This window comes from Prochlorococcus marinus str. MIT 0918, from assembly GCF_027359415.1.
Classification (GTDB): domain Bacteria; phylum Cyanobacteriota; class Cyanobacteriia; order PCC-6307; family Cyanobiaceae; genus Prochlorococcus_E; species Prochlorococcus_E marinus_C.
The window spans coordinates 1,501,602-1,525,293 of sequence record NZ_CP114780.1 but is presented as its reverse complement, the minus strand read 5'-3'; the positions used below and the strand labels follow the sequence as shown (position 1 = coordinate 1,525,293).

The window sequence follows — 23,692 nt, the reverse complement described above, 5'->3', positions numbered from 1 at the left end:
CTAAATAAATTCACTTAAGAAGAAGTTCTTTTTATTCTTAATGAGACTGAAATAATTTCAGCAGTGTCACTATTCTTATCAGAAATAGCCTCTAATAAGAAAGCTCCATCCTTTCTATTTCCTAATTGATTTACTATTTTTTTAATAGATTTCGAATCAACTTGAATTTCAGTGACAAGAGAACCTCTTTTCTTGACCTCTGCTAAAGTTGATGCTAATAGAATTTTTACTTGTTTTTGAATAGAGGGTAGATTAAGTTTATCTGCAAATATTTTTATACTAGAAATTACTTCATCTTCTAAAACAATGTTTTTATTTATAAGAGCTTCAGGGAAAGCATAAACATAACTTTCTCCTAATAAAATATTACCAGCAGAACGTATATTAATAACCCATTCTCTTTTATCTGCGATCTTTTCTTCTAATCGTTCTATATGATCTTTTCTTACTAAAACTATCCTTCTATTAGGAGCTTTACCTGGCATAACTCTCAAAAAAGCATTGAGATTGGCTCTTCTGAGAATATTTTCAACCTCTTCTTTTACATTTGATTTATTTAATCCTTTCACGGTGAAAGTTGCAAGGCTTTGACCACTAGCAATGACAACCTCACCTTTACGAAAAGCAAACAAATCCTTTCCAAGCCTAACAAGCTCCTTCTCTGATTTCTTGATTTTGCCTTCTAGAGTTTCTCTTTGTTTTTTCAACGAAAGAAGGCCTACTCTACTTTCTTTTAATCGGGCCTGAATATCATCTAATTCAAATAGCCCTACCCTTAACTCACGGCTAACCAAAAGCATTAAGCTTAATGAAATAGCACTTATCAAACTACCAGTTAAAATTGTTATCAGAACAGCTGTTCTACGAGGCCTTAGTTTGAATATGCTAAGTCTAGCCTTGCCAATTTTACTACCAAGCAAATCTCCTAATGTAGAGAGAACTCCTCCTAGTAAAAGTAAAAAAATAATTAGCTGCCAACCTGTCACTTAAAGAGTATTTAATTTAATTCTGTATTTAAATACAATTTTACTATGAAAAAAGGACTTGGTTTAATTAAAACGTTTAGCAAGTGCAATTGGGTCAAAAACAGTTATTTTTTTTCTATCTATCTGTAATAATCCCAGATTTCTTAAGTCTCCCAACAGCCTAGTGATCGTTACTCGAGTGGATCCTATAGCTTCAGCTATTGACTGATGAGACAACCGAAGGTCAATAGTAATCCCCTGTTCACTAGGAACACCAAAATCTCTGCAAAGAACAAGCAAAAAGCTAACCAAACGAGATGACATATCTCTATGAGTCAAGGTTTCAATCATGGTTTCTGTTTGCAAAATCCTGCTCGAAAGCCCCTGCAGAAGAAGCAATCCAACTCCACTATCAGCTTCTATAGCATTTCTCACTGACCCTGCAGGAGCGGACATCATCTCCACCCTGGTAAAAGCAACTGCATGATAAAACCTATCTGATCTATGACCAGTCAAAAGAGATAACACTCCAAATAAACTATTTTCTCTTAGCAAGGCAACGGTTATCTCTTCACCAGATTCATAGACGCGAGTTAAACGTACCGCTCCTCTGCGTATTAAATAGACTCTTTCGGCTGGATCGCCAGGGAAAAAAATTGTTTTAGACCTTTCTACAACTTCATTAGATGCTCCATCAAGACCTTTAATGACATCTAATAATGTCCTCTGAATTAAGGAGTGATCATTCTTATTTTGCAGTTGAGATTGCTGCCCAAGTGTATGACTGGGGTAGCGACTGAATGAGCTAGCATTAGTTGCCATTTGGCAAGCATTTTCAAATGACCATAAGTACTACAGTCAAAATGACTTGTAGCAAAAAAGACTATTTGATTGATAGTTAAGGGAATCCAACAACGAAATTACGTGAAAAGTCATTATTTGAATTAGAAAGAAGAACAAAAATTTTTATAGCAAAAGCATAACGCTATGGATAGTGTCGAAATACTTGTGTACCCTTATACCACCGCTAGATTCAAAAAAGAGTTTATTCAATTGCTTTTCACGCCTTCATGACTGCAAGCCCTAGCTCAATAAATAAAGAACTGAAAAGGAATCAATATGGATTAAGACCGCTTAGTTCAGTTGAATCAAAGCCTCCACTTCAACTTATTTCCTCGCAAGGACAACTACAAATTCATTCTGCTCCTTATAGAGGAAGTTTTTCTGCGGTAATGAGTGAAGCACTTCGATCTGCAGGGTTAGGAAGTCAAGTCTTAATAGCTCAATTTTTAAAAGGGGGAGTAGCTCAAGGGCCATCTCAATCCATTAGCCTTTGCGGCAACCTTAATTGGTTGAGGCCAGACATCCATGGTTGCATAAGCCAAAATCATCCAAGCAATAGTTCAAAAGAATCATTGAAAAACAAAGAGGCAATACAAGAAGTTTGGGAAATCTGTAAAGAAAAATTGACCTTTAATTCAATAAATAAACTAGTTCTTGATGAAATTGGAATAGCAATTCAATTAGGGTTTATTCCCGAAGATGAATTAATCAATGCATTAGAAAACCGAAATGACTCCATAGATGTAATTCTTACAGGACCATCAATTCCTACTAAAGTTTTCTCTATGGCTGATCAAATTACTCAATTGAGGATTTCAAAATAATGCTTAAAAATGATAAATGGATTATTGAGCAAGCCAAAGCAGGCATGCTTAATCCTTTTCAAACAAATCTTGTTAGACATCTTGAACCTAACTCCAAACAAAAACCCGTACTAAGTTTTGGATGTTCTTCATATGGATACGATTTAAGGCTTTCTCCCAAAGAGTTTCTAATTTTTCGTCATGTACCTGGGACAGTGATGAATCCCAAAAAATTTAATTCTGAAAACTTAGAAAAAACTACTCTTCATAAGGATGAAGATGGAGATTACTTTATTCTTCCAGCACATTCATATGGACTAGGCGTTGCATTAGAAAAAATGAGAGTTCCTTCAAACATTACAGTCATATGTTTAGGGAAAAGCACCTATGCAAGGTTAGGGATAATTGTAAATACAACACCAGCTGAAGCCAGCTGGGAAGGTCACTTAACTCTAGAGTTCAGCAATAGTTCAGGCGCGGATTGCAGAATATATGCAAACGAAGGTATCTGCCAATTATTGTTTTTTGAAGGAGACCCTTGCGAAACTACTTATAGCGATCGCAAAGGCAAATATCAAAACCAACCTGAAAAAGTAACACTTGCAAAAATCTAACCATGAATCAAGTTCATCTGGTTACGGCCACTCCAGATGGGGAAAAAACAATGGCATACATTGCCAGAGTAAGTAACCCTAAAAATCAAGAAAATGAAGATTTTAAGAAGCTTCTTCAATATTGCATCACTAATCAACACTGGAGTGTTTTCGAGCAAGCCTATATGACCCTGCAAATAGAAACCAATAGAGGCATTGCTGCTCAAATCCTCCGTCATAGATCTTTTACATTCCAAGAATTCTCACAAAGATATGCAGATAGTACACAACTTGGAGAGATACCTGTCCCAGAACTGCGCAGACAAGATAATAAAAATAGGCAAAATTCAATATCTGATTTACCCAAAGATGTTTCTAATTACTTTAATGAAAAAATAACAGTTCAATTTGAGAATTCTCTAAAGCTTTATCAAGAAATGTTAGACAAAGGAATCGCTAAAGAATGCGCAAGGTTTGTTCTTCCGATAGCAACCCCGACAAGGATTTACATGACAGGATCATGTAGATCATGGATTCATTATATAAATCTAAGGTGTGGCAATGGTACACAAAAGGAACATTTACTGATAGCACAGCAATGCAAAGAAAAGTTCTGCCTAGAATTCCCAACAGTATCTAAAGCTCTTAATTGGCACTAAGTTTAACTATGACTTCGAGGACTAATATTATTATTCTTAAGATAAGGTGTAAAGGAACTAATATCAGAACGAACTCCTGGGAATTCAGGTAAAGGTTTGTTATTTAATAAAGAGTAAGCTATTTGCTCTAATTGGTGAATACTTTTTAAACCTATTGATTCACCTTTAAAAGCACCTAACTCATCAAAAAAATCAAGCTGAGGAATTCCAGTTACTTTATATTTTTCAATTAAGTCTAACCATCTTTCATTGTCAACATTTAATAAAACAATATTGATTTCATCATGATTTTGTTCTTTTAAGCTAATTATTGTAGGCGCCATTTCCTGACAGGCTTCACACCAATCTGCATAAAACTCAATAATTGTGGGTCTACCATTACTCAATGCAATTTCTGGTTCTAATGAGTTTCGAGCAAGCTTTTCAAGCGAATTTGTTGGAGCAAAAGACAGCCTTAAAACGAAAAGTAATATTGCCAGCAAAAAAGAAGCTATTAGTAAGGAAATCCTTTGAACCTTACTTAATTTTACTAAGGGAGTGCTTTCCACAAAACAGCGTTTTACAATTACTTTGACATTTTCAGAAGGAATTGTAAGGAAAATGTTTCTATTTGAGCTAATGTTTGTTTTTAGTTAAAAATTATTATTTGTTTTCCATGACCAACAATGCATTGCATCCTGTTGGCAGAAACCAAGAGACAGGAAATGAATTTCTCTTTGGTACAGATGGAATCCGTGGAGAAGCTAGAAATTTATTGAAAGGAAATCTTATAAAAGAAGTTGGGTATTGCACTCATTACGTGCTCCCGAAAAAAGGGCCGATTCTAATAGGACAAGATTCAAGAGAAAGCAGCGGGCAAATAGTTTCTGAATTATCTGCTGGGTTAATGGCAAATGGAAGAGATGTTTTCACAATAGGCCTATGTCCAACTCCAACAATCCCACATTTAATTAAAAGCATTGATGCCGCAGGTGGTCTAATGGTCTCAGCAAGCCATAATCCTCCAAAAGATAATGGAATCAAAATTTTCGACTCGAATGGCGAGAAAATTAGCTCAGATAAACAAAAATTTCTAGAAGCAAGTCTCCAGAAGAGAATTGCTTTTGATGAAACTTTAACTTTAGGTAATGCTTACAGTCGTAATGATCTTCTAAAAGATTACAAAGAAAGTCTCCTCGGCACAGTTAGAATAGATAGTCTTAACAAGATTCCTATTGTTCTTGACCTTTGCTGGGGATCTGCAACTGCCTGCGGAAAAGAAATATTTACAGCTTTAGGTGCAAAAGTAATTTGCATCAATAGTCAACCAAATGGAAGAAAAATCAATGTGAATTGTGGTTCAACTAATCTTAGCGATATTAAAAAAGCTGTTCAGGAAACTAATTCTCAAATGGGGTTTGCTTTTGATGGTGATGCTGATCGTGTAATTGCAATTGATAAGAAGGGTCGGGTTCTAGATGGGGATCATATACTTTATTTATGGGGCTCAAATCTTCAAGAAAAAGCAATTCTTCCAAAACAAAGACTTGTTGCAACCATGATGTCTAATCTAGGGTTTGAAAAGGCTTGGGTTAAAAGGGGTGGAGTCTTAGAGAGAACTGCAGTTGGAGATAAATATGTTCATGAAACAATGCTAAAAACCCAAGCAAGTCTTGGAGGTGAGCAATCGGGGCACATTCTTACAAAAATCAATGGATTGTGTGGAGATGGATTATTAACTGCACTTCAACTAGCAAATATGTGCAATGAGAAAGGTATAGAACTATCAGATTGGTTAGATGAAAGTTTTACCCCATATCCACAAAGGTTAATAAATATTCCTTTAGCACCACATATCAAAGATAGTTTCACAACTAAATCAGAAAGCTTTCAGTCAATTATAAAGAAAGCACAGTTAGAACTTGGAAATGAAGGTCGTATTTTTATTAGAAAAAGTGGGACCGAATCATTACTTAGGGTAATGATAGAATCACAAGATTCTCAATTAGTAGAAGAATGGGCTCATAAAATATCAAAGACAGCTTCTGAAGAAATCTCAAAAATGTAATAATCTTTTATTTGACAAAAAGATATTTATTCAAAATCCATTAGAATTCCTACGATAAGATTTACGATAAATTACCAAGCCTTTTTTAATAGCATAACTTTCTCTTTCAGTAGAAAACTTAAAAGGGTTTTTGATCATATCTAATTGATCATCATTGTGTTTGCTATCAAAATTTTGACTAATATCTATAACCTGAACCATTTCTTGCATAATACTTAAGACATCACTTTGAATAAAAAGTTCAGACCCAGCTACCAAATGTCTTGACAGCAAAGAAAGGAAAGAAGGCTGTAAAAGCCTACGTTTTTTGTGCCGTGTTTTATACCAAGGATCTGGAAATTGTATAGAGACTCTCTTCAATTGACCAACATTTAACTTTGCAAGCCATTTCTCAAGGCTTACATTTGCATTGCAAAATAAAAACTTTAAATTTCTTAATTGTAACTCCAGACGTTCTTTTTCTGCAGCCACAACAAGAGGCCTTCGAATCTCAAGACCTACATAATTCCATCCTCTGTAAAAAGAGGCCATGTCAAAAAGGAACCTACCTCTGGCACAACCAATATCTAAATGTATTGGCAAATCTCCATTCTCAAATAATTCAACTGGCCCAGGTAACTCATTTTCTAGCTGAAAGAAACGGCTCAATGGATTGACATGTTGACGCACTATGTAGAAGCTTTTTGAGAATTTATTTTTTTCATCCTAAACAAGGCCGATGAGGGTTGATAATAATTAAATGAGAAGCTTTCAAAATTGACAGAAATTTCATACCAAATTCTTGTTTGGTTGACCTATAGGCTAGGAGCAACTTTTGCATTCGGCCTACCATTAGTCCTTTTTATATGGTCTTCGATCAAAAAAGAAGTATCTATTCTCAGACTTTTATCAATTTATTGGAAAGTATCCAGTTTGATGGTGATCAGCATGCTTCTTTTAACTGGGAATAGATCTATTGGTTATTGGACTTCTTTTTTATCACCATTACTAATGATAATATCTATTTGGTTTTGGATAGATCTTAACGAGGAGCTAAACGAATTACCTCCTTGGAAACCACTACCTTTTGTTGTAAGAGTTTGGAGGTGGTCATTAAGTATATTTTGCTGTTTATATGCTTCATTAACATTTCAAAGTTTAACTTGTATGAATGGAAACATAAGTAAGATCTGTAGTTATTGGAAAGAAGCACCAGCAAATTTAAATGTGATGTTAAAAAATATCTTCAGTTTTCTTTTTGGAGCAAACTGGACAGAAGGAATGGCTGCATTTATTGGTTACTTAGCTTTAATTATATATTGTGTAGGGATAATTCAATGGGTCTTTATACGTTTACCTAAACAAGGAAGAATTTCTGGAGGATTTTAAACATAAGGCTTGCAGTATTTATATTTAAGTAATTTGGACCTGGTCTTACAAGCTTAAAAAAGAAAACTTCAACTTAATCGCTCAAAAATATCTACACATCGATTACATAGCCTTGGGTGATCTTTATGCTCACCAATATCAATTTTATAATGCCAACACCTTTCACATTTGATCCCTCTGGATTTTGCTATCTCAATAATAGCCATATCATTATCTTCGTTAAATAATACTTCAGCCCATGGTTCACCCCCAATTTGTACATTAGAAACAATTAACCAATTCGACAAATTATCAATTTCAAAATTCCCTTTATGTTGTAAATAATCCAAAGCTTCTTGAAGTAAAGGATTATTGGGATGAATTCGAACTGATGCTTCAAGAGATGACCCTAACTTTTGTCTTGTGCGACAATCTTCTAGACCACGATTAACTGAACTTCTTAATTCTCTAATTAAATTTACTGATTTATTATATGAATCATCTTTCCAGGATTCTGGGGCATTAGGCCAACCACGCTGAAAAACAGATTCTTCTTTTAATTCATAAGGAATGTTCTGCCATATATCTTCTGCCATATGACATAATACTGGTGCAATTAATCCAGATAAGCTTTCTACTATTTGAGACAATACATATTGGCAAGATCTTCTATTGAAATCAGATGGAGCACTAACATATAGACGGTCCTTAGCTATATCCAAATAAAAATTAGATAAATCAACAACACAAAAACTTTGTAAAATTTGAAAAAATTTTGAAAACTCATATTTTTCAAATGCTATTGAGACTTGATCAATAACATCAGCTGTTCTATTTAACATCCAGCGATCTAAAATTGGTAATTCTTCAATATTCACTTCATATTTTAATGGATTAAAATCATGTAAGTTACCTAAAAGGTAACGAGAAGTATTTCTGACCTTTCTATAAACATCTGATAATTGTTTTAAAATATTTCCACCTATTGGAACATCAACTGAATAATCAACAGAACTAACCCATAACCTTAGAACATCTGCGCCAAAAGCAGGCTCTATTTTCTGATTTTTTCCGCCATTAATAATCACTAAAGGATCCACAATGTTACCCAATGACTTACTCATCTTTCGACCATTTTCATCTAAAGCAAAGCCATGGGTTAAAACTTTTAAATAGGGTGCGTTTTGATTAACTGCTACTGATGTAAGCAAAGAAGATTGAAACCAACCACGATGTTGATCTGATCCTTCCAAATACAAATCTGCAGGAAAATTTAAATTGTCAGTTTGCTTGGTTACTGCAGCCCAACTAGATCCTGAGTCAAACCAAACATCCATAGTATCTGTTCCTTTTATCCATTTATCAGCTTGATCTTTATAAGATTCAGGCAATAGTTCCGATACTTCTAATTGCCACCAAATATCAGAACCATTAATTCGAATTAAATTATAAATATGTTTCAAAGTATCTTTATTCAAAAGCACTTCATCGCCTGTTTTAGAATAAAAAACTGGAATAGGTACTCCCCAAGTTCTTTGTCTAGAAATACACCAGTCGCCTCTATCAGAGACCATTGACTTGATTCTCTTTTTACCAGTTGAAGGTAGCCATTCAACTTTATTAATGGCATTTAAAGCATCAGTTCGGAATCCTTTAACCGAAGCGAACCATTGTTGAGTTGCACGAAAAATTGTTGGTTTTTTTGTTCGCCAATCATAAGGATACTTATGTTGATATGACTTTTCCTTTAATAAGTTGCCTGATTTAGTTAAAGCATTGATAATAGATTGGTTAGCATCTTTTAGAACATTTAAGCCCTCAAACTGACCTGCCTCAGAAGTAAAGAACCCCCTATGATCTACAGGACAAATTATAGGTAAATTATACTTTATTCCTGTTTTAAAATCATCAATACCATGACCAGGCGCTGTATGAACTATGCCAGTACCAGATTGGGTCGTAATATAATTATCTCCTAAAACAAAAGGGTTATTTATATTAAATAATGGATGTTGATAAATAGCTCCCTCAAGACTTAAACCTTTGACTACTGCTAAAACTTCTAACTCTCGATCAATATCCTTGCTTACTAAATCTATAAGGTCAGCAGCCAAAATTAAAATGTGTCCTGAAGATATATCTCGAGCAAAAACATATTCAATATCTTTATTTAAAGCCACTGCTGTATTAGCAGGTAAAGTCCATGGCGTAGTTGTCCATATGGCAACTTTTAAGATCGCACATAATTCTTTTTCATCAATAGGTAATTGCAATCCTTCTTCTGCAAGATTCAGGCGCAAAGAATCGGGAAGTTTTATTACATTAAAAGCAACATATATACTTGGACTTGTATGGCCTTCTGGATACTCTAACTCTGCTTCAGCAAGAGCAGTCCTGGAACTTGGACTCCAATGTACAGGTTTAAGCCCCCTATATATATGACCTTTAAGGACCATTTCCCCAAATAATTTAATTTGTGCTGATTCATATTCTTTTTCAAGAGTTAAATAAGGGTTATTCCAATCGCCCCAAATTCCCCATCTACGAAAGCCCTCTTTTTGGTTAGAAATTTGTTTGCGCGCATAGGCAGCAGCCTTTTTTCTTAATTTAAATGGGGTCAAGACATCGCGATCTTTTTTTTCAAGTGTTTGAAGGACTTTTAATTCAATAGGCAATCCATGACAGTCCCAACCAGGTATAAATCGCACTTTATACCCCCTCATAATCTTAAATTTATTGATTATGTCCTTTAAAACCTTATTAAGTGCATGTCCCATATGAAGAGGACCATTTGCATAAGGAGGGCCATCATGCAATGTAAAAATTGGGCCATCATTATTAATTCCAAGTTCAAAATCAATGCCTTTCTCTTCCCAAAACTTTTGAAGTTCTGGCTCACGAACAGTGGCGTTAGCACGCATACCAAAATTGGTTTGTAAGAGGTTTAACGTCTCTTTATAAGAAGGAGAATTATCTGCATCCATTTTTTTATCTTGATTCACGGTGAAATTTGATTAAATAAAGATTATGAAGCGTCAGAAGTAGTATTTCCTGAAGTTGGCTTTGAGAGCTGATCTGATAATAATTTTTCTTTTTCAATCTTACCCTCAATAGATCCCACCTGCTTTAGCTGAGAAAAATCATTTCCTGATTTATTCTCTGGACGAACCCACTTTTTTTGGATTGGACTTGGCTTCTTTTTAAATTTCAACAGTTCAACAAAAATAGAAGCCATTTTTCCTACAGCAGAAAAATTCTCTTGAAAACTATTTTTCCATTTATTAAAAGACTTAAAATTTCCCTTTTCTTGAGAACTAAGCTGCTCCCATCTTTGGACCGAGACTTCATAAGAAAGCCTAGAAATTATCAATGATGTAAAAAGAACTACAAGCATTGGAGATCCAACAAATCTTTCGTGATTTGTAATCAAGGTCAATCCAAAAAGCATTATTAAAGCGCCTAACACAGTATCTTTCGGTCGACTAAGTTCCTTAATCAAAATCGGTAGTAAAAGAACAACAAAACCAAAAGCAATTGAAAGATCTCCAATCAGAACTGCCAACATAATTTTCTTAGCCCCATAGATGTCTCTATTTTGTCTAAAATCAGAGAATAAGCCCATCTCAGGGGATTATAGACGCAATGGCTTTAGGTTCGGACGCAAAATAAAAACTTACATGCAATTAAAACCTTTAAAATAAAAGTGTCTCATTGCTTTAGAAGACGTTGGTTTTATCTAAAAGGTAGATCCAACGTATCTAACAAGCTTAAAAATTGCCTTGTCAACCGCTATAGTAATAGAAGATCAGGGAGCAGAATTTCCGAGATCCATTGGCCCATCTGGCGGAATTGGTAGACGCGCTGGTTTTAGGTACCAGTGACTTATGTCGTGGGAGTTCAAGTCTCCCGGTGGGCATTGTTTATTAAGATAGAAAGTATGAATATGAGTTCGTTTAGAGTTTGCACTTGAAAAGAACAATGAACAAAAGGTTAAATGTCACTAAAGAAGAAGAAGTATCTAACAAATTTCAATCAACAGCTTTTTGGCAAAAGCAAATTCAAGAATATTTAGATCCCCCTGGTAAATTCAACCCTACATTAGGTTTATTTTTAGGTGGCTATGCAATAGCTTATTTGGCAATTTGGCAATGGTACAGAGGGGTCTGGCCTTTACCTTTATTAGTTGGTCTTGCCTTTCTTGCTTTGCATATGGAAGGAACTGTTATTCACGATGCATGTCATAAAGCAGCTCATCCCAATAAGTGGATCAATCAAATAATGGGGCATGGTGCTGCAATTTTATTAGGCTTTAGCTTCCCAGTGTTTACAAGAGTTCATCTCCAACATCACTCACATGTAAATGATCCAAAAAATGACCCAGATCACATAGTGAGTACTTTTGGCCCAGTATGGTTAATTGCTCCAAGATTTTTTTACCATGAGTATTTCTTTTTTCAAAGAAAACTTTGGCGAAAATATGAACTCATGCAATGGGGAATTGAGCGGGCTATTTTTATCACAATTGTACTGGCTGGTATAAAGTTTAATTTCATGAATGTTGTCTATAACTTATGGTTTGGACCCGCTCTTATGGTTGGTGTAACACTAGGAATATTTTTTGATTATCTTCCTCATCGCCCATTCCTAGCGCGCAACAAATGGAAGAATGCAAGGGTTTATCCTAGTCGCTTAATGAATATACTAATAATGGGTCAAAATTATCACCTTGTTCATCATTTATGGCCTTCTATTCCTTGGTTTGAATATAAATCAGCTTATGAAGTAACTAAACCACTCTTAGACCTCAAAGGCTCACCTCAAAGAATGGGAATTTTTGAATCTAAAAAAGATGGATTTAATTTCTTATACGATATTCTTTTAGGAATAAGAAGTCACAAAAAAAGTAGAAGTAGAATGAGGCCATTAGCCAAAATTCTACCAGGTATAAAATGGAAAAAAAGATGGATTTACCTCTTACATAAAACTGCAGTGATACCAGAAAAAATTAATTAAATCAATCCGAAAGTATTTTCGGGACTTTATAAAACTCACCTTCCCTTTCAGGAGCTAAGTTAAGCAATTCTTCCCTATCAATTTCTTTAGTTACTGTATCTTCCCTCAATACATTTACTACCTCTACTGCCCTTGTTGTTGGTGGAATATTATCAGTATTAATATTATCTAATTGAGCAACATATTCCAATATCTTCTCAAGTTGGGATGTATAAATACTCACATCTTCTTCAGAAATTTCTAATCGAGCAAGTTTAGCAACCTTGCGAACATCTTCAGGAGTAATTTTACTCATAACTCTTTTAGGAAATTTACTAAATCCGTACTCAAAGCAATAGTTGCTTTGTCAAGGAACATTTTGCCATGCTCAGGCTTGGCTAGATAAGGGTCTGACCCCATTCTTCCATCAGGATATCTCCTCTTGAAGTCCTGACTATCATATATAGGTCCTGATTTGGCAGGCGGAGGAAGCTTACATTGCTTTTGTATTAAATCGGGATGCAAATAAAGAGTAATAGCTATTTCACTAGGAGTGGCATGTTGGCCTTCCTTATCTCCATATAACGATCTAGCTTCTCTTAATACTTCAGGCGTCATGAACCAACTAACAATTTTACATCTTAAAGAATTAGCCACTGGTAATTCTAATTTTGATGCAGTGCTATAGGCCTGGGCAAATGCAGATTTAATTGTAGAAATATTTCCTCCATGACCATTAATAATGAAAATCCTCTCAAACCCATTTTTAGCAAGAGATAAAACAAGGTCATGAATTAATTGCAGTAAAGTTGAAGGCTGCAAACTCATAGTCCCTGGGAATCCAAGATGATGCTCAGCCATCCCATATGCCTGAACAGGAGCAACATATACTCCTGTTCTTTTCCCCACCGCAAGTGCTATAGATTTCGCAGTTAAAGCATCCGTTCCTATTGCGCCAGTTGGTCCATGTTGTTCAGTAGATCCAATAGGCAAAATAATCCCTTTGCAATTTTTTAAATATTCTTCAACTTCTTGCCAAGTAGAAAGATCTAAGCGCATAAAATTAGTAATTAAGAAGAGGTTTTCAACATGAATCCTTTACTATTAAAAGTTTTTCAATTAAAATGAAACTTAATCCATTTTAATTTATGACTTTATAAAATTGAAATATATTCTAAATAAAAATAATTTACTTAGTCCATTTATCTTTAATAGCAAATAACTATTTCTCCTCTCCCAAACTGCTTCTATTCTAGGCCAGCAAAAGTTGTTGCAAGAGATTTAATTGGTTGTTTACTCATTAAAAGACAATCGAATCAAAGACTTCTTTGGGGAGTAATTGTAGAAACAGAAGCTTATTCCCAAGAAGAAGAAGCATGTCATGGTTACAAAAGTAGAAACTCAAAAAATGAAACTCTTTTTGGAGAGCCTGGACGTTTATATGTTTATTTAACTTATGGCATTTATCACTGTGTCAACATAGTTACAGATAAAGATGATTGGGCTAGTGGAGTTCTCCTTAGAGCAATAGCAATTCCTAATGAAAATGAACGTATTGCTTCAGGGCCAGGATTATTAGCAAATAGATTTGGATTAAATAGAAGCAATGACAATTGTCCTATCTCAATAGAGAATGGTATATGGCTAAGTCAAAACCCATCAGCTACCAATATGCATGAAATTATTCAAACAACAAGAATAGGAATTTCAAAGGGCAAAGATTTACCTTGGAGATGGTATTTAAAAACTAGTCGAAGTGTAAGCAAAAGATCTAAAGGAGACAGGACTCCTCCTAGGCATTTAGCTTGGACACCAACCCCTCACAAAGCTCCATGAGTAACTGGAAGCACAAACATATTTTAGATTTATCGTCCTTCTCTCTTGAAGACTATAAAACTGTTCTAGAACTTACCAATAGATTTAAATTACTTCCAAAATCTGGTTCTAGAAAATTGCCAGCATTGCAAGGACGCTTAATAACAACTTTATTTTTCGAACCAAGTACAAGAACCAGAAGTAGTTTTGAACTTGCCGCAAAACGTCTATCAGCAGATATTCAATCATTTTCTCCATCTACTAGCGCTTTAAGTAAAGGAGAAACACCTCTAGACACTGCTCTAACTTATGTAGCAATGGGAGCTGATATTCTCATTGTTCGTCATGCGAGCGCTGGTGTACCTGAGCAAATTGCGAATTTTTTCGATAAAACCCAAAAACAGGTCTCCATACTGAATGGTGGAGATGGGCTCCATAGTCACCCAAGCCAAGCACTTCTTGATTTGTATACATTGACTCATTTCTTTAATTCTAAAAAGCCTTCTCCCGAAAATCTTGCAGGTAAACGCATAGCTATTGTCGGAGATATTCTTCATTCAAGAGTTACTCGTTCAAATTTATGGGCCCTTACAGCATGTGGAGCCAATGTTGTACTCTGTGGACCAAATACTCTGCTACCTGAAGATTTTATCAATTTTTCACGAAAGCCCCCTTCTGGACAAACAAAAGATCCAATCAAACATCGTGGGGAAATCACAATATCGAGATCACTAAAAGAAGCATTGATAGACGTAGATGCAGTTTTTACACTCCGACTTCAAAAAGAAAGAATGAGTGAAAATCTTTTAACAAACCTTGAAAGGTATCACAGGGAATTTGGAATAAATCATGAGAATCTCAAATATTGCCCACGAAAAGTCCCTGTTTTACATCCAGGACCAGTAAATAGAGGGATTGAAATTAGCAGTGAAGTGTTAGACGATCCGTCTATTTGCTTAGTGGAAGATCAAGTCTCTAATAGCATCCCTGTTCGAATGGCACTTTTATATCTTCTTGCTGCCTCAAAAAATAATTAAACTCAATTTTCAAAGTAATTTAAATCCTTCCATAAAAAGTCCATACACAAATCCCATTCTAAAAATATCAATTATTTTAAATGAAAGAGAAAATTCTTTTTTACGAACAGCCACTCTTCTAATTCTAATAAGGAATTCAATAAATAAAACTGTAAAGAATGCACCTATAGGGTCCATTAAAGCGAGAACACCATTAATCATTCCAATTGAGCTTCCTAATAAAAAAGCAGAAAAGAAAATAATTAAAAATAAAGAATATCTACGCCATGGATTATACGCCCATACTTCTAAGACTCTAATCAAATTCTCAATATTTAGATTTAAACTTGTGGGTTGGTATTTCATCTTTTATGTCAATAATTCCCTAAGAAAAGTATAGTTGATTATAATTTGTGTAGAACATAAACAGAAAAAATTCAATATGCATTTGTTCTTCTTAGAGACAGCTTTAAAGCTATTAATCTTCTAAAGGTTTTGCTTTAGGCTTAGCCTTCCCTTCAAGCAATTCATGTAATGCCTCCATTTGAGCCATAACACCTCGAATCTCTCCTGGCTCTGGAAGCAAGCCATCATCAAGTACTCCTTGATGCATTTCTCGAAGTTCCTGCCTCACATATCTAAGATGGCTAACAACTTGTTCTCTTTTTGATTGAGACATAAATCAAATTCCTTTTAACATTAACTTAATAGGTTTTTTAACTCCTTATATGAATTCTGGCAAAAGCAACCAAGGAATTGCACATAAAATATAAACTCTATATCAAATTATTTTTTTACATTTAGAACTTTCTTTCAATTAGAAAGGCTCAATCTTTTATGATATTTAAGAAAAGTTTCATACGTAGAGTAATTATTCCTTTCAACCAAAGGATTGCTCCGCAATTATTGCTTAAAGACAAGAAATAAAAACTATGGAAGACACCCATACTATTTCAAACGCAAAAAACCAAAGAATAACCACAGAAATCCTGCTGGATTTTGATGAAGAATCGACGGCAGTTCTAGCCGAAAGGCTTGAACAAGACGATTATATAAATCCTTTTGCAGGTTTAAATGACTGGCATCTTTTAAGAGCACTGGCCATCCATAGACCAGAGTTAACTCTTGACTATTTACATTTAATAGACCAGGAACAATTTGATGAAGATTAAATGAAGCAATTATTAAAAGGGAAAAAGCTCTTAATCATAGCTACAGGGAGCATTGCTGCCATTAAAACCCCCTTACTCATTAGTAATTTAATTAAGCAAGGTGCAGAAGTTCGTTGCGTAGTAACAGAAAGTGCAGCAAAGCTAGTTAGCCCACTATCTTTATCAATTATCAGCAGAAATCGATGCTATCAAGATGAACACCAATGGGACCATGCTGAATCAAGACCATTACATATCGCTCTTGCAGAATGGGCAGATATTGTTGTTGTTGCTCCTTTAAGCGCTTCTTCTCTTGCTAAATGGGTTCATGGACTAGCAGAAAATTTAAGCACAAGTATTCTCTTGGCTTCAGAAAAACCAATAATAATAGCGCCTGCAATGAATACAGGTATGTGGAATAACCCTTTGATAAAAGCAAATTGGAACAAAGTAAAAGATTTTCCGAATCTGATCCCATTACCTCCATCAGAAGGATTACTAGCTTGTGATCGAATAGGAAATGGTCGAATGGTAAGCGTTGAACTTATTCAATTAGCAATAGAAAGTGCAACCATTCAAATCAAAGAAGCCGGTTATCTAAAAAAAGATTTGAAAGATATAACACTTTTAATCAGTGCAGGAGCAACAATTGAAGATATTGATTCAGCAAGGTTCTTCACTAATCGAAGTAGCGGTAAAATGGGCGTATTTCTTAGTCAAGCCGCGAGATTTAGAGGGGCAAAAGTTGATTTAATACATGGACCACTACAAATGAGCTCAACATTTTTAGAAGGTTTAAATTGCATTGAGGTAAGAAGTGCTAAGGATATGCTTAAGTCGCTCGAATCTTTGCAACCATCTGCTGAGGTTATAGCCATGTCAGCAGCAGTAGCTGACATAAAGAGCACAAACATCAGCAAAGATAAAATTGAAAAAAAAGAACTTTTACAATCACTTGCAAATCGATTTGAAATAGTTCCTGATTTATTGCATACCCTCATTAAGAACAAAAAGAAAAACCAAATTTTCCTTGGCTTTGCTGCTTTAGCAGGAAGTGATAATGAAATTAAAAGACTTGCAATCTCAAAGAAAAATCAAAAGTGTTGTGATCTTTTAATGGCAAACCCAATTGACAGGGAAAACCAAGGATTCGAATCCGATTCAAATGGAGGCTGGTTACTTGACAGCAAAGGAGGTGTTAAAGCAATGCCCGTAAATTGCAAATTATCTATCGCTCACCAATTATTAGATTCAATAAAAGGTCTTTTAATGAGCAAATCAATCAACAATTAACAACATCATCAAAAAAACTATTTAAAGCCTTAAAAAGGAAGAAGTCTTGTGCCGCAATGATTTACGGGAGAATGTGCCATTTTTTTGATGCATAATTAAGCTACGAGTTGTTTAGAGCTGCAAAAGGCTCTACATAACGAGCATTTCCCCCTGTAAGCTCCCAACTGAGTAATAGGGCGGTTTTTACACCGCATTCATTTAGCCTTTGGCTTCCAATCCATGAGATTTCGTCCTCTGCTAGCCCTGGTGCTTGCTTTCTGTCTCACCTTCATAGCTGCCCCAAGTAGTGTATCTGCCTCCGGAGAAAGAGGTAATGCAAGATTTGCCGATGTTGTTAATACCGGCAAAGCAAATGATTGCCCAACAATATCTGCTGGATCTCAAGGATCACTCAGCATTGATGGAGCTCTTACAGACATCTGCATGCACCCAACAGAAGTGTATGTAAAGATTGCTAAATCAAAAAGAGCTAAGGCTGATTTCGTACCAGCAAAAATTATTAGCCCAAGAAACAACACCACAGTTGAACAAGTCTATGGTGATGTTTCTGGAAGCACCTTCAAAGAGCAAGGTGGTATCGATTTTCAATTAATTACAGTTCTTTCTCCCAATGGAGAAGAATTTCCTTTTGTTTTCTCTGCTAAGCAAATGGCAGTAGATTTCAAAGGTAAATCGATAGCCCCAGGCACTCAAGCCTCAGGCACTACCTACACACCTAGCTACCGCACAGGTGATTTCTTAGACCCTAAGAGTCGTGCTAAAGACACTGGTGTTGAATATGCACAAGGTCTTGTTGCCCTAGGTGGTGATGATGAAGAGCTTGCAAAAGAAAACATCAAAAGAGATCTTGACGGTTCTGGTGTGATTACACTTTCTATAGATAATGTTGACTCTGATACTCAAGAGTTTGCAGGATCTTTTGAAGCAATCCAACCATCAGACAATGATCTTGGTTCTAAGGATCCCGTTGATGTAAAAATCATCGGCGAGCTTTATGGACGCAAAGCTTAAGCAAATCTTATTTGCTCAAGCTTAATCAAAATAAAAAAGGAGGCTGCCATTTGCAGCCTCCTTTTTTTTTATACCTGCTCTAGTTTTTTAGACGCTTATCTGGGAGAATCTCCGGGCAGACAAATTTTCGTAATGCCCTCTAATCAATCCCTCAGCAATCAACGATCTGAAGTAATAAAACCATATGGTGGGGAGCTAGTAAATCTTATGGTTCCAATAGAATGTCAAGAAGGAATTAAGACACCCGAAATTAAATCTTTAAATTGTTCAGAAAGAAATGCCTGTGATATTGAACTTCTTTTAATTGGAGGATTTTCTCCTCTTCAAGGATTCATGAATCAAGAAAATTATGATTCAGTAGTTGATAAGAATAGAACAGTTTCAGGCATATTATTTGGTCTGCCTATAGTTATGGATACTGATCGTGAAGATATCTCTATAGGAGATACAATCCTTCTCAAATATAAAAAACAAGATCTTGCAATACTTACCATTGAAGATAAGTGGGAACCAGACAAAGTCCTAGAAGCAAAAAAATGTTATGGGACAACATCATTAGAGCATCCTGCTGTAAAAATGATAGCTACTGAAAGAAAACGATTTTATCTAGGTGGCAAATTACAGGGACTAGAACTCCCAACAAGAATCTTTCCTTGTAAAACACCTGCTGAAGTAAGAAAAGAACTTCCTATAGATCAAGATGTAGTAGCTTTTCAATGCAGAAATCCTATTCATAGAGCTCATTATGAACTTTTCACACAAGCACTTTTTGCAGAAAATGTCAGCAAAAAAGCCGTAGTCCTTGTTCATCCAACATGCGGACCAACACAACAAGACGATATCCCTGGAGAAATTAGGTTTCAGACATATGAAAAGCTTGCTGAAGAAGTAGAAAACCCAAATATCAAATGGGCTTATCTTCCTTATTCAATGCATATGGCTGGGCCCAGAGAAGCTCTACAGCATATGATAATTAGAAGAAATTATGGTTGTTCTCATTTCATAATTGGTCGTGATATGGCTGGCTGTAAATCCCAATTAACAGGAGAAGATTTTTATGGCCCTTACGACGCTCAAAATTTTGCAAAAGAATGTGCACCAGAGTTAGAAATGGATACCGTTCCATCCCTTAATCTTGTATTTACAGAAGAAGAAGGATATGTAACTGCAGATCATGCAGAAAAACAAGAATTACACATTAAAAAGCTTAGTGGAACTCAATTCAGGAAAATGCTCAGAGCAGGAGAAGACATTCCAGAATGGTTTGCTTTTAAAAGTGTGGTAGAAGTACTACGGAATGCCTAACAGATAGATCAAAATACTATTAACATTGCTTCTATACGAGAAAACGAACCTTGAACAAACGCTGGCGCAACATAGCCCTCTACGCCTTGATGGTTGTAGTCCTAATTTTTGTTGGTACTGCTTTCCTTGACAGACCCAATACATCTCAACGTATAGAGACTCTGAGATATAGCGATTTCATTGAAGCTGTTCAAGAAAATCAAGTTAGCAGGGTATTAATTTCTCCTGATAATTCAACTGCTCAAATTATTGAAACTGATGGCACTCGAGCAGAAGTAAATCTTGCTCCAGACAAAGATCTTCTTCAACTGCTTACTGAACATGATGTTGACATTGCCGTTCAACCTACTCAACAAGCAAATCCATGGCAACAAGCTGCTGGAAGTCTAATTTTCCCAATTCTTCTTTTAGGTGGTTTGTTCTTTCTATTTAGACGAGCTCAAGGAGGATCTGGTGGAGGCGGAAACCCTGCGATGAGCTTTGGCAAGAGTAAAGCTCGCTTACAGATGGAACCTTCTACACAGGTTACATTTGGAGATGTAGCTGGAATAGAGGGGGCAAAATTAGAACTTGCGGAGGTTGTTGATTTTTTAAAAAATCCTGATCGTTTTACAGCTGTTGGGGCAAAGATTCCAAAAGGTGTCCTCCTTGTTGGTCCTCCAGGAACAGGTAAAACTCTCTTAGCAAAAGCAGTGGCTGGTGAAGCAGCCGTACCATTTTTCTCAATCTCAGGTTCTGAATTTGTAGAAATGTTCGTTGGTGTAGGAGCAAGCAGAGTTAGAGATCTTTTTGAACAAGCTAAAAAGAATGCTCCATGTATTGTATTTATTGATGAGATTGACGCAGTTGGGCGACAACGTGGGGCAGGGCTTGGTGGAGGAAATGATGAAAGAGAGCAAACCCTTAATCAATTACTAACAGAAATGGATGGTTTTGAAGGTAATACTGGGATAATCATAGTTGCTGCAACGAACAGACCAGATGTTCTTGATTCGGCACTCCTAAGGCCAGGACGATTTGACAGACAAGTTGTAGTTGACAGACCAGATTATTCAGGTCGGTTGCAAATTCTAAAAGTACATGCACGAGAAAAAACCTTATCTCAAGACGTAGATTTGGACCAAGTAGCTAGACGAACACCAGGCTTTACAGGTGCTGATTTGGCTAATTTATTGAATGAAGCAGCTATTCTAGCAGCAAGGAGAGAAGGTACAGAAGTAAGCAATTTAGAAATTAGTGATGCTATTGAGCGAGTAATGGCTGGGCCCGAGAAAAAAGATCGCGTAATGAGCAAGAAACGTAAGGAATTGGTGGCTTACCACGAAGCTGGTCATGCATTAGTTGGAGCAGTAATGCCTGACTATGATCCTGTACAAAAAATTTCCATTATTCCAAGAGGCCAAGCAGGTGGCCTAACTTTCTTTACTCCCAGTGAAGAAAGAATGGAATCAGGTCTTTACTCAAGATCTTATTTACAGAACCAAATGGCTGTTGCTCTTGGTGGCAGAGTTGCTGAAGAAATAGTTTATGGAGAAAATGAGGTTACAACTGGTGCTTCAAATGATCTCAAGCAAGTTGCCCAAGTAGCACGGCAAATGGTTACTCGTTTTGGAATGAGTGAAAAGCTTGGTCCTGTTGCATTAGGAAGATCACAAGGAGGAATGTTTCTTGGTCGTGATATTGCTGCTGAAAGAGACTTCTCAGAAGATACTGCTGCAACTATAGATGACGAAGTTTCTTGTTTGGTAGAGATAGCCTACAAAAGAGCAACTAAAGCACTCGTAGATAATCGATCAGTTCTTGATGAACTTGCTACAATGCTTATACAAAAAGAGACTGTAGATGCAGAAGATTTGCAAGAATTACTGATAAAGCGCGAAGTAAAAGTTGCTGATTATCTTTAAATAAATTAAGTGAACATATGGCTTAAAAAACAAGCTGACTTAGTTTCTTCTTTATCAACTCAACCATTAATAATCGTTGTTAGAATTCCTATAAATGAACTAGATAATTGTGACCTTAAGCCAGTGATTAAATTAATTACTGGCTTAAGAGATGCAAATATCAAACATATAGAAATTGCTTGGTCTCATCATAAAAACTGGAGCTTTTTCATAGAAGAACTTAACAAAGCATTTCAAGGATTTTCATTTGGAGCAGCCTCTGTATCACATATCAATGCTTTAGATGAAATAAAACAACTTGGATTTTCTTACGCAATGAGTCCATGTTGGAATCTAGAGTTACAAGAAAAAGCAAAAGTATTAGATCAGATATTAATCCCTGGTGTCTTAACCCCTTCGGAGATTTATCAAGCAATTAACTTTGGGCATAAGATTATTAAACTCTTTCCAGCGACATTAGTAGGCTCATCATATTTAAATCAAATAAAAGCTTCTTTCTCTACATTTCCATTTGTAATAGCAGCAGGAGGTTTAAGACTTAATGATCTAAATGCATGGTTAAAAAATGGGTGTAACGCTATTGCATTAGGCAGAAGTTTCTCTCAAAAAGAAAACAGTTTACTTCTTCTAAAAAAATGGATTATAGAAAATAATCTTTAAATTATAACTACTTATATGCAATATTTTTCCAGCAAGTTTTTAATTCATTACCACAAAGTGCACTGGCCTTGTTGCCTTAAAAGGTGATCTGCCAAAACAATTGCGACCATTGCCTCTACCATAGGAACAGCTCTTGGCAAAACACAAGGGTCATGACGACCTTTTGCTTCAAGCTGTCTTGGATTCCCATCTGAATCAATTGTTTGTTGACTCTTCCGAATAGTTGCTGTTGGCTTGAACCCAACTCTTAAGACTATTGGTTCGCCATTACTAATACCTCCCTGAATTCCTCCAGAATTATTAGTAACTGTTTTTAAGCGATTTCCTTGAGAAGGCAAGAAAGGATCATTATGTTCACTCCCTTTAAGGAATGTTCCACTAAATCCAGAGCCAACTTCAAAGCCTTTAGTTGCTGGAAGAGACATTAAAGCCTTTGCTAGATCAGCCTCTAATTTGTCAAAAACTGGCATTCCCAATCCTCCAGGAATATTCCGAACAACACATTCAATAACACCTCCACAAGAATCTCCTTCTCGACTAATTTCTTCAATTCTATCTATCATTAATTGAGCGGTACTTTGATTTGGACAACGTACGAGGTTGGATTCAATATCTTTCATCGTCACTCTCTCATGATTTATATCAGCTTCAATATTGTGAATACGCTTTACCCAAGCAAGTATTTCAACATTACTAACTTTATAGAGCACTTGCTTAGCTATTGCTCCAGCCGCAACTCGTCCAATAGTTTCTCTTGCAGAAGCTCTTCCTCCCCCACTATCTGTATTGATTCCATATTTCAATTGATAAGTTCCATCTGCATGAGAAGGTCGAAAAATCTCTTTCATTTCTCCATAATCCTTTGGCCGCTGATCCTTATTCCTTACAAGCATTGCTATAGGGCTTCCTAGTGTTTTGTTATTAACTACTCCACTTAAAATTTCTACTTTATCTAATTCATTTCTAGGAGTAGTTATTTTACTTTGGCCAGGTCTTCTTCTATCGAGCTCTTCTTGTATTTTCTGAAGATCTAATTCCATTCTTGGAGGGCAACCTTCCAGAATTACTCCAACTCCACCACCATGAGACTCACCAAATGTGGTGACTTTAAATAACTTTCCAAAACTACTTCCCATGAATTCCTTAATCCTCAAAAACAAAAAGGACTTAATCTAAAAAAAGCCTAATCAATGATTAGGCTTTTAACAGCAATTCAATTATAAAAAAACCCCCTTTCAAAGAAAGGGGGTTTAAAAACTCTTAAAATGAGTTTTTCCTATTAGAAATA

Annotated in this window: 25 protein-coding genes and 1 tRNA gene; 15 read left to right on the top strand and 11 right to left on the bottom strand. The window is 35.8% G+C overall.

The window, feature by feature from the left end; genetic code table 11:
- Positions 1–14 precede the first annotated feature (14 nt).
- Entirely contained in the window at positions 15–986 is a 972-nt protein-coding gene (locus O5636_RS08230; protein WP_269622322.1) for a DUF3084 domain-containing protein, read from the bottom strand.
- 63 nt (positions 987–1,049) lie between these two features.
- On the bottom strand, positions 1,050–1,787 hold the full coding sequence (gene ntcA / locus O5636_RS08225) for a global nitrogen regulator NtcA (protein WP_269622321.1): 738 nt from the start codon (positions 1,785–1,787) through the stop codon (positions 1,050–1,052).
- A gap of 248 nt (positions 1,788–2,035) precedes the next feature.
- Between ntcA and O5636_RS08220 the strand changes: the two genes are divergently transcribed.
- From O5636_RS08220 to thyX, 3 genes are read left to right on the top strand one after another with little or no spacing between them, the layout of a single operon-like run.
- The gene (locus tag O5636_RS08220) at positions 2,036–2,632 is read left to right on the top strand and encodes a cob(I)yrinic acid a,c-diamide adenosyltransferase (protein WP_269622320.1); all 597 of its coding nucleotides are present in this window, start codon (positions 2,036–2,038) and stop codon (positions 2,630–2,632) included.
- Positions 2,632–3,225, top strand: a complete 594-nt coding sequence (gene dcd / locus O5636_RS08215) for a dCTP deaminase (RefSeq protein WP_269622319.1) — start codon at positions 2,632–2,634, stop codon at positions 3,223–3,225. Before O5636_RS08220 ends, dcd begins: the two co-directional genes overlap by 1 nt.
- Positions 3,226–3,227: 2 nt before the next feature.
- On the top strand, positions 3,228–3,863 hold the full coding sequence (gene thyX, locus O5636_RS08210) for an FAD-dependent thymidylate synthase (RefSeq protein ID WP_269622318.1): 636 nt from the start codon (positions 3,228–3,230) through the stop codon (positions 3,861–3,863).
- 2 nt (positions 3,864–3,865) lie between these two features.
- Here the strand turns inward: thyX and O5636_RS08205 are convergent, their stop codons facing one another.
- Positions 3,866–4,411 carry a thioredoxin domain-containing protein gene (locus O5636_RS08205; protein ID WP_269622317.1) on the bottom strand — a complete coding sequence of 182 codons (546 nt, stop codon included), beginning with the start codon at positions 4,409–4,411 and terminating at the stop codon, positions 3,866–3,868.
- Positions 4,412–4,518: 107 nt separating this feature from the next.
- Between O5636_RS08205 and glmM the strand changes: the two genes are divergently transcribed.
- Positions 4,519–5,910, top strand: coding sequence for a phosphoglucosamine mutase (gene glmM, locus O5636_RS08200; RefSeq protein ID WP_269622316.1), 1,392 nt, complete (start codon positions 4,519–4,521; stop codon positions 5,908–5,910).
- A 30-nt stretch (positions 5,911–5,940) separates the two neighbouring features.
- Here the strand turns inward: glmM and trmB are convergent, their stop codons facing one another.
- Complete coding sequence (gene trmB / locus O5636_RS08195; RefSeq protein ID WP_269622315.1) at positions 5,941–6,579, bottom strand: tRNA (guanosine(46)-N7)-methyltransferase TrmB; 639 nt, start codon at positions 6,577–6,579, stop codon at positions 5,941–5,943.
- An 87-nt stretch (positions 6,580–6,666) separates the two neighbouring features.
- Here trmB and O5636_RS08190 point away from each other — a divergent pair, with 87 nt between their 5' ends.
- Positions 6,667–7,278 carry a DUF3177 family protein gene (locus O5636_RS08190; protein WP_269622314.1) on the top strand — a complete coding sequence of 204 codons (612 nt, stop codon included), beginning with the start codon at positions 6,667–6,669 and terminating at the stop codon, positions 7,276–7,278.
- 68 nt (positions 7,279–7,346) lie between these two features.
- On the opposite strand, the gene ileS is transcribed toward O5636_RS08190, so the two are convergent.
- Together ileS and O5636_RS08180 are read right to left on the bottom strand one after the other, a co-directional pair.
- Complete coding sequence (gene ileS, locus O5636_RS08185) at positions 7,347–10,259, bottom strand: isoleucine--tRNA ligase (RefSeq protein WP_420063767.1); 2,913 nt, start codon at positions 10,257–10,259, stop codon at positions 7,347–7,349.
- Between the two features lie 23 nt (positions 10,260–10,282).
- Positions 10,283–10,879 carry a hypothetical protein gene (locus O5636_RS08180; RefSeq protein ID WP_269622313.1) on the bottom strand — a complete coding sequence of 199 codons (597 nt, stop codon included), beginning with the start codon at positions 10,877–10,879 and terminating at the stop codon, positions 10,283–10,285.
- A gap of 212 nt (positions 10,880–11,091) precedes the next feature.
- Between O5636_RS08180 and O5636_RS08175 the strand changes: the two genes are divergently transcribed.
- Positions 11,092–11,173: transfer RNA gene (locus O5636_RS08175), tRNA-Leu, on the top strand.
- Positions 11,174–11,235: 62 nt separating this feature from the next.
- Entirely contained in the window at positions 11,236–12,270 is a 1,035-nt protein-coding gene (gene crtR / locus O5636_RS08170) for a beta-carotene hydroxylase (RefSeq protein ID WP_269622312.1), read from the top strand.
- Between the two features lies 1 nt (position 12,271).
- Here crtR and gatC read toward each other — a convergent pair whose 3' ends face one another.
- Both gatC and O5636_RS08160 read right to left on the bottom strand, forming a co-directional pair.
- Positions 12,272–12,565: an Asp-tRNA(Asn)/Glu-tRNA(Gln) amidotransferase subunit GatC gene (gene gatC / locus O5636_RS08165; protein ID WP_269622311.1), complete on the bottom strand. Its 294-nt coding sequence runs from the start codon at positions 12,563–12,565 to the stop codon at positions 12,272–12,274.
- The gene (locus O5636_RS08160) at positions 12,562–13,308 is read right to left on the bottom strand and encodes a creatininase family protein (RefSeq protein ID WP_269622310.1); all 747 of its coding nucleotides are present in this window, start codon (positions 13,306–13,308) and stop codon (positions 12,562–12,564) included. The genes gatC and O5636_RS08160 overlap by 4 nt, the downstream gene beginning before the upstream one ends.
- A gap of 159 nt (positions 13,309–13,467) precedes the next feature.
- Between O5636_RS08160 and O5636_RS08155 the strand changes: the two genes are divergently transcribed.
- Both O5636_RS08155 and O5636_RS08150 read left to right on the top strand, forming a co-directional pair.
- Entirely contained in the window at positions 13,468–14,085 is a 618-nt protein-coding gene (locus O5636_RS08155) for a DNA-3-methyladenine glycosylase (protein ID WP_332299719.1), read from the top strand.
- Complete coding sequence (locus O5636_RS08150) at positions 14,082–15,101, top strand: aspartate carbamoyltransferase catalytic subunit (RefSeq protein WP_269622309.1); 1,020 nt, start codon at positions 14,082–14,084, stop codon at positions 15,099–15,101. The genes O5636_RS08155 and O5636_RS08150 overlap by 4 nt, the downstream gene beginning before the upstream one ends.
- A gap of 9 nt (positions 15,102–15,110) precedes the next feature.
- Here the strand turns inward: O5636_RS08150 and O5636_RS08145 are convergent, their stop codons facing one another.
- Both O5636_RS08145 and O5636_RS08140 read right to left on the bottom strand, forming a co-directional pair.
- Entirely contained in the window at positions 15,111–15,446 is a 336-nt protein-coding gene (locus O5636_RS08145; RefSeq protein ID WP_269622308.1) for a DUF565 domain-containing protein, read from the bottom strand.
- A gap of 112 nt (positions 15,447–15,558) precedes the next feature.
- Positions 15,559–15,759, bottom strand: a complete 201-nt coding sequence (locus O5636_RS08140) for a hypothetical protein (RefSeq protein ID WP_269622307.1) — start codon at positions 15,757–15,759, stop codon at positions 15,559–15,561.
- A 253-nt stretch (positions 15,760–16,012) separates the two neighbouring features.
- Between O5636_RS08140 and O5636_RS08135 the strand changes: the two genes are divergently transcribed.
- The 6 genes from O5636_RS08135 (at position 16,013) to O5636_RS08110 (ending at position 22,404) form a co-directional block, all read left to right on the top strand.
- Positions 16,013–16,252: a DUF2555 domain-containing protein gene (locus O5636_RS08135; protein ID WP_269622306.1), complete on the top strand. Its 240-nt coding sequence runs from the start codon at positions 16,013–16,015 to the stop codon at positions 16,250–16,252.
- Positions 16,253–17,524, top strand: coding sequence for a bifunctional phosphopantothenoylcysteine decarboxylase/phosphopantothenate--cysteine ligase CoaBC (gene coaBC / locus O5636_RS08130; RefSeq protein WP_269622305.1), 1,272 nt, complete (start codon positions 16,253–16,255; stop codon positions 17,522–17,524).
- Between the two features lie 219 nt (positions 17,525–17,743).
- On the top strand, positions 17,744–18,535 hold the full coding sequence (locus O5636_RS08125; RefSeq protein ID WP_269622304.1) for a photosystem II manganese-stabilizing polypeptide: 792 nt from the start codon (positions 17,744–17,746) through the stop codon (positions 18,533–18,535).
- 132 nt (positions 18,536–18,667) lie between these two features.
- Positions 18,668–19,840, top strand: a complete 1,173-nt coding sequence (gene sat / locus O5636_RS08120; protein ID WP_269622303.1) for a sulfate adenylyltransferase — start codon at positions 18,668–18,670, stop codon at positions 19,838–19,840.
- A gap of 50 nt (positions 19,841–19,890) precedes the next feature.
- Complete coding sequence (ftsH, locus tag O5636_RS08115) at positions 19,891–21,744, top strand: ATP-dependent zinc metalloprotease FtsH (RefSeq protein WP_269622302.1); 1,854 nt, start codon at positions 19,891–19,893, stop codon at positions 21,742–21,744.
- A 9-nt stretch (positions 21,745–21,753) separates the two neighbouring features.
- Complete coding sequence (locus tag O5636_RS08110) at positions 21,754–22,404, top strand: bifunctional 4-hydroxy-2-oxoglutarate aldolase/2-dehydro-3-deoxy-phosphogluconate aldolase (protein WP_269622301.1); 651 nt, start codon at positions 21,754–21,756, stop codon at positions 22,402–22,404.
- 47 nt (positions 22,405–22,451) lie between these two features.
- On the opposite strand, the gene aroC is transcribed toward O5636_RS08110, so the two are convergent.
- On the bottom strand, positions 22,452–23,540 hold the full coding sequence (aroC, locus tag O5636_RS08105) for a chorismate synthase (RefSeq protein WP_269622300.1): 1,089 nt from the start codon (positions 23,538–23,540) through the stop codon (positions 22,452–22,454).
- Positions 23,541–23,692: the final 152 nt, after the last annotated feature.

What these genes read in the sequence shown, in the direction of transcription:
- O5636_RS08150 (WP_269622309.1), top strand. Translation starts at nt 14,082, where the DNA reads ATGAGTAACTGGAAGCACAAACATATTTTAGATTTATCGTCCTTCTCT.
- O5636_RS08160 (WP_269622310.1), bottom strand. Translation starts at nt 13,308, where the DNA reads ATGCGCTTAGATCTTTCTACTTGGCAAGAAGTTGAAGAATATTTAAAA.
- gatC (WP_269622311.1), bottom strand. Translation starts at nt 12,565, where the DNA reads ATGAGTAAAATTACTCCTGAAGATGTTCGCAAGGTTGCTAAACTTGCT.
- dcd (WP_269622319.1), top strand. Translation starts at nt 2,632, where the DNA reads ATGCTTAAAAATGATAAATGGATTATTGAGCAAGCCAAAGCAGGCATG.
- O5636_RS08220 (WP_269622320.1), top strand. Translation starts at nt 2,036, where the DNA reads ATGACTGCAAGCCCTAGCTCAATAAATAAAGAACTGAAAAGGAATCAA.
- coaBC (WP_269622305.1), top strand. Translation starts at nt 16,253, where the DNA reads ATGAAGCAATTATTAAAAGGGAAAAAGCTCTTAATCATAGCTACAGGG.
- thyX (WP_269622318.1), top strand. Translation starts at nt 3,228, where the DNA reads ATGAATCAAGTTCATCTGGTTACGGCCACTCCAGATGGGGAAAAAACA.
- aroC (WP_269622300.1), bottom strand. Translation starts at nt 23,540, where the DNA reads ATGGGAAGTAGTTTTGGAAAGTTATTTAAAGTCACCACATTTGGTGAG.
- O5636_RS08145 (WP_269622308.1), bottom strand. Translation starts at nt 15,446, where the DNA reads ATGAAATACCAACCCACAAGTTTAAATCTAAATATTGAGAATTTGATT.
- O5636_RS08180 (WP_269622313.1), bottom strand. Translation starts at nt 10,879, where the DNA reads ATGGGCTTATTCTCTGATTTTAGACAAAATAGAGACATCTATGGGGCT.
- crtR (WP_269622312.1), top strand. Translation starts at nt 11,236, where the DNA reads ATGAACAAAAGGTTAAATGTCACTAAAGAAGAAGAAGTATCTAACAAA.
- sat (WP_269622303.1), top strand. Translation starts at nt 18,668, where the DNA reads ATGCCCTCTAATCAATCCCTCAGCAATCAACGATCTGAAGTAATAAAA.
- O5636_RS08125 (WP_269622304.1), top strand. Translation starts at nt 17,744, where the DNA reads ATGAGATTTCGTCCTCTGCTAGCCCTGGTGCTTGCTTTCTGTCTCACC.
- glmM (WP_269622316.1), top strand. Translation starts at nt 4,519, where the DNA reads ATGACCAACAATGCATTGCATCCTGTTGGCAGAAACCAAGAGACAGGA.
- O5636_RS08140 (WP_269622307.1), bottom strand. Translation starts at nt 15,759, where the DNA reads ATGTCTCAATCAAAAAGAGAACAAGTTGTTAGCCATCTTAGATATGTG.
- ntcA (WP_269622321.1), bottom strand. Translation starts at nt 1,787, where the DNA reads ATGGCAACTAATGCTAGCTCATTCAGTCGCTACCCCAGTCATACACTT.
- O5636_RS08135 (WP_269622306.1), top strand. Translation starts at nt 16,013, where the DNA reads ATGGAAGACACCCATACTATTTCAAACGCAAAAAACCAAAGAATAACC.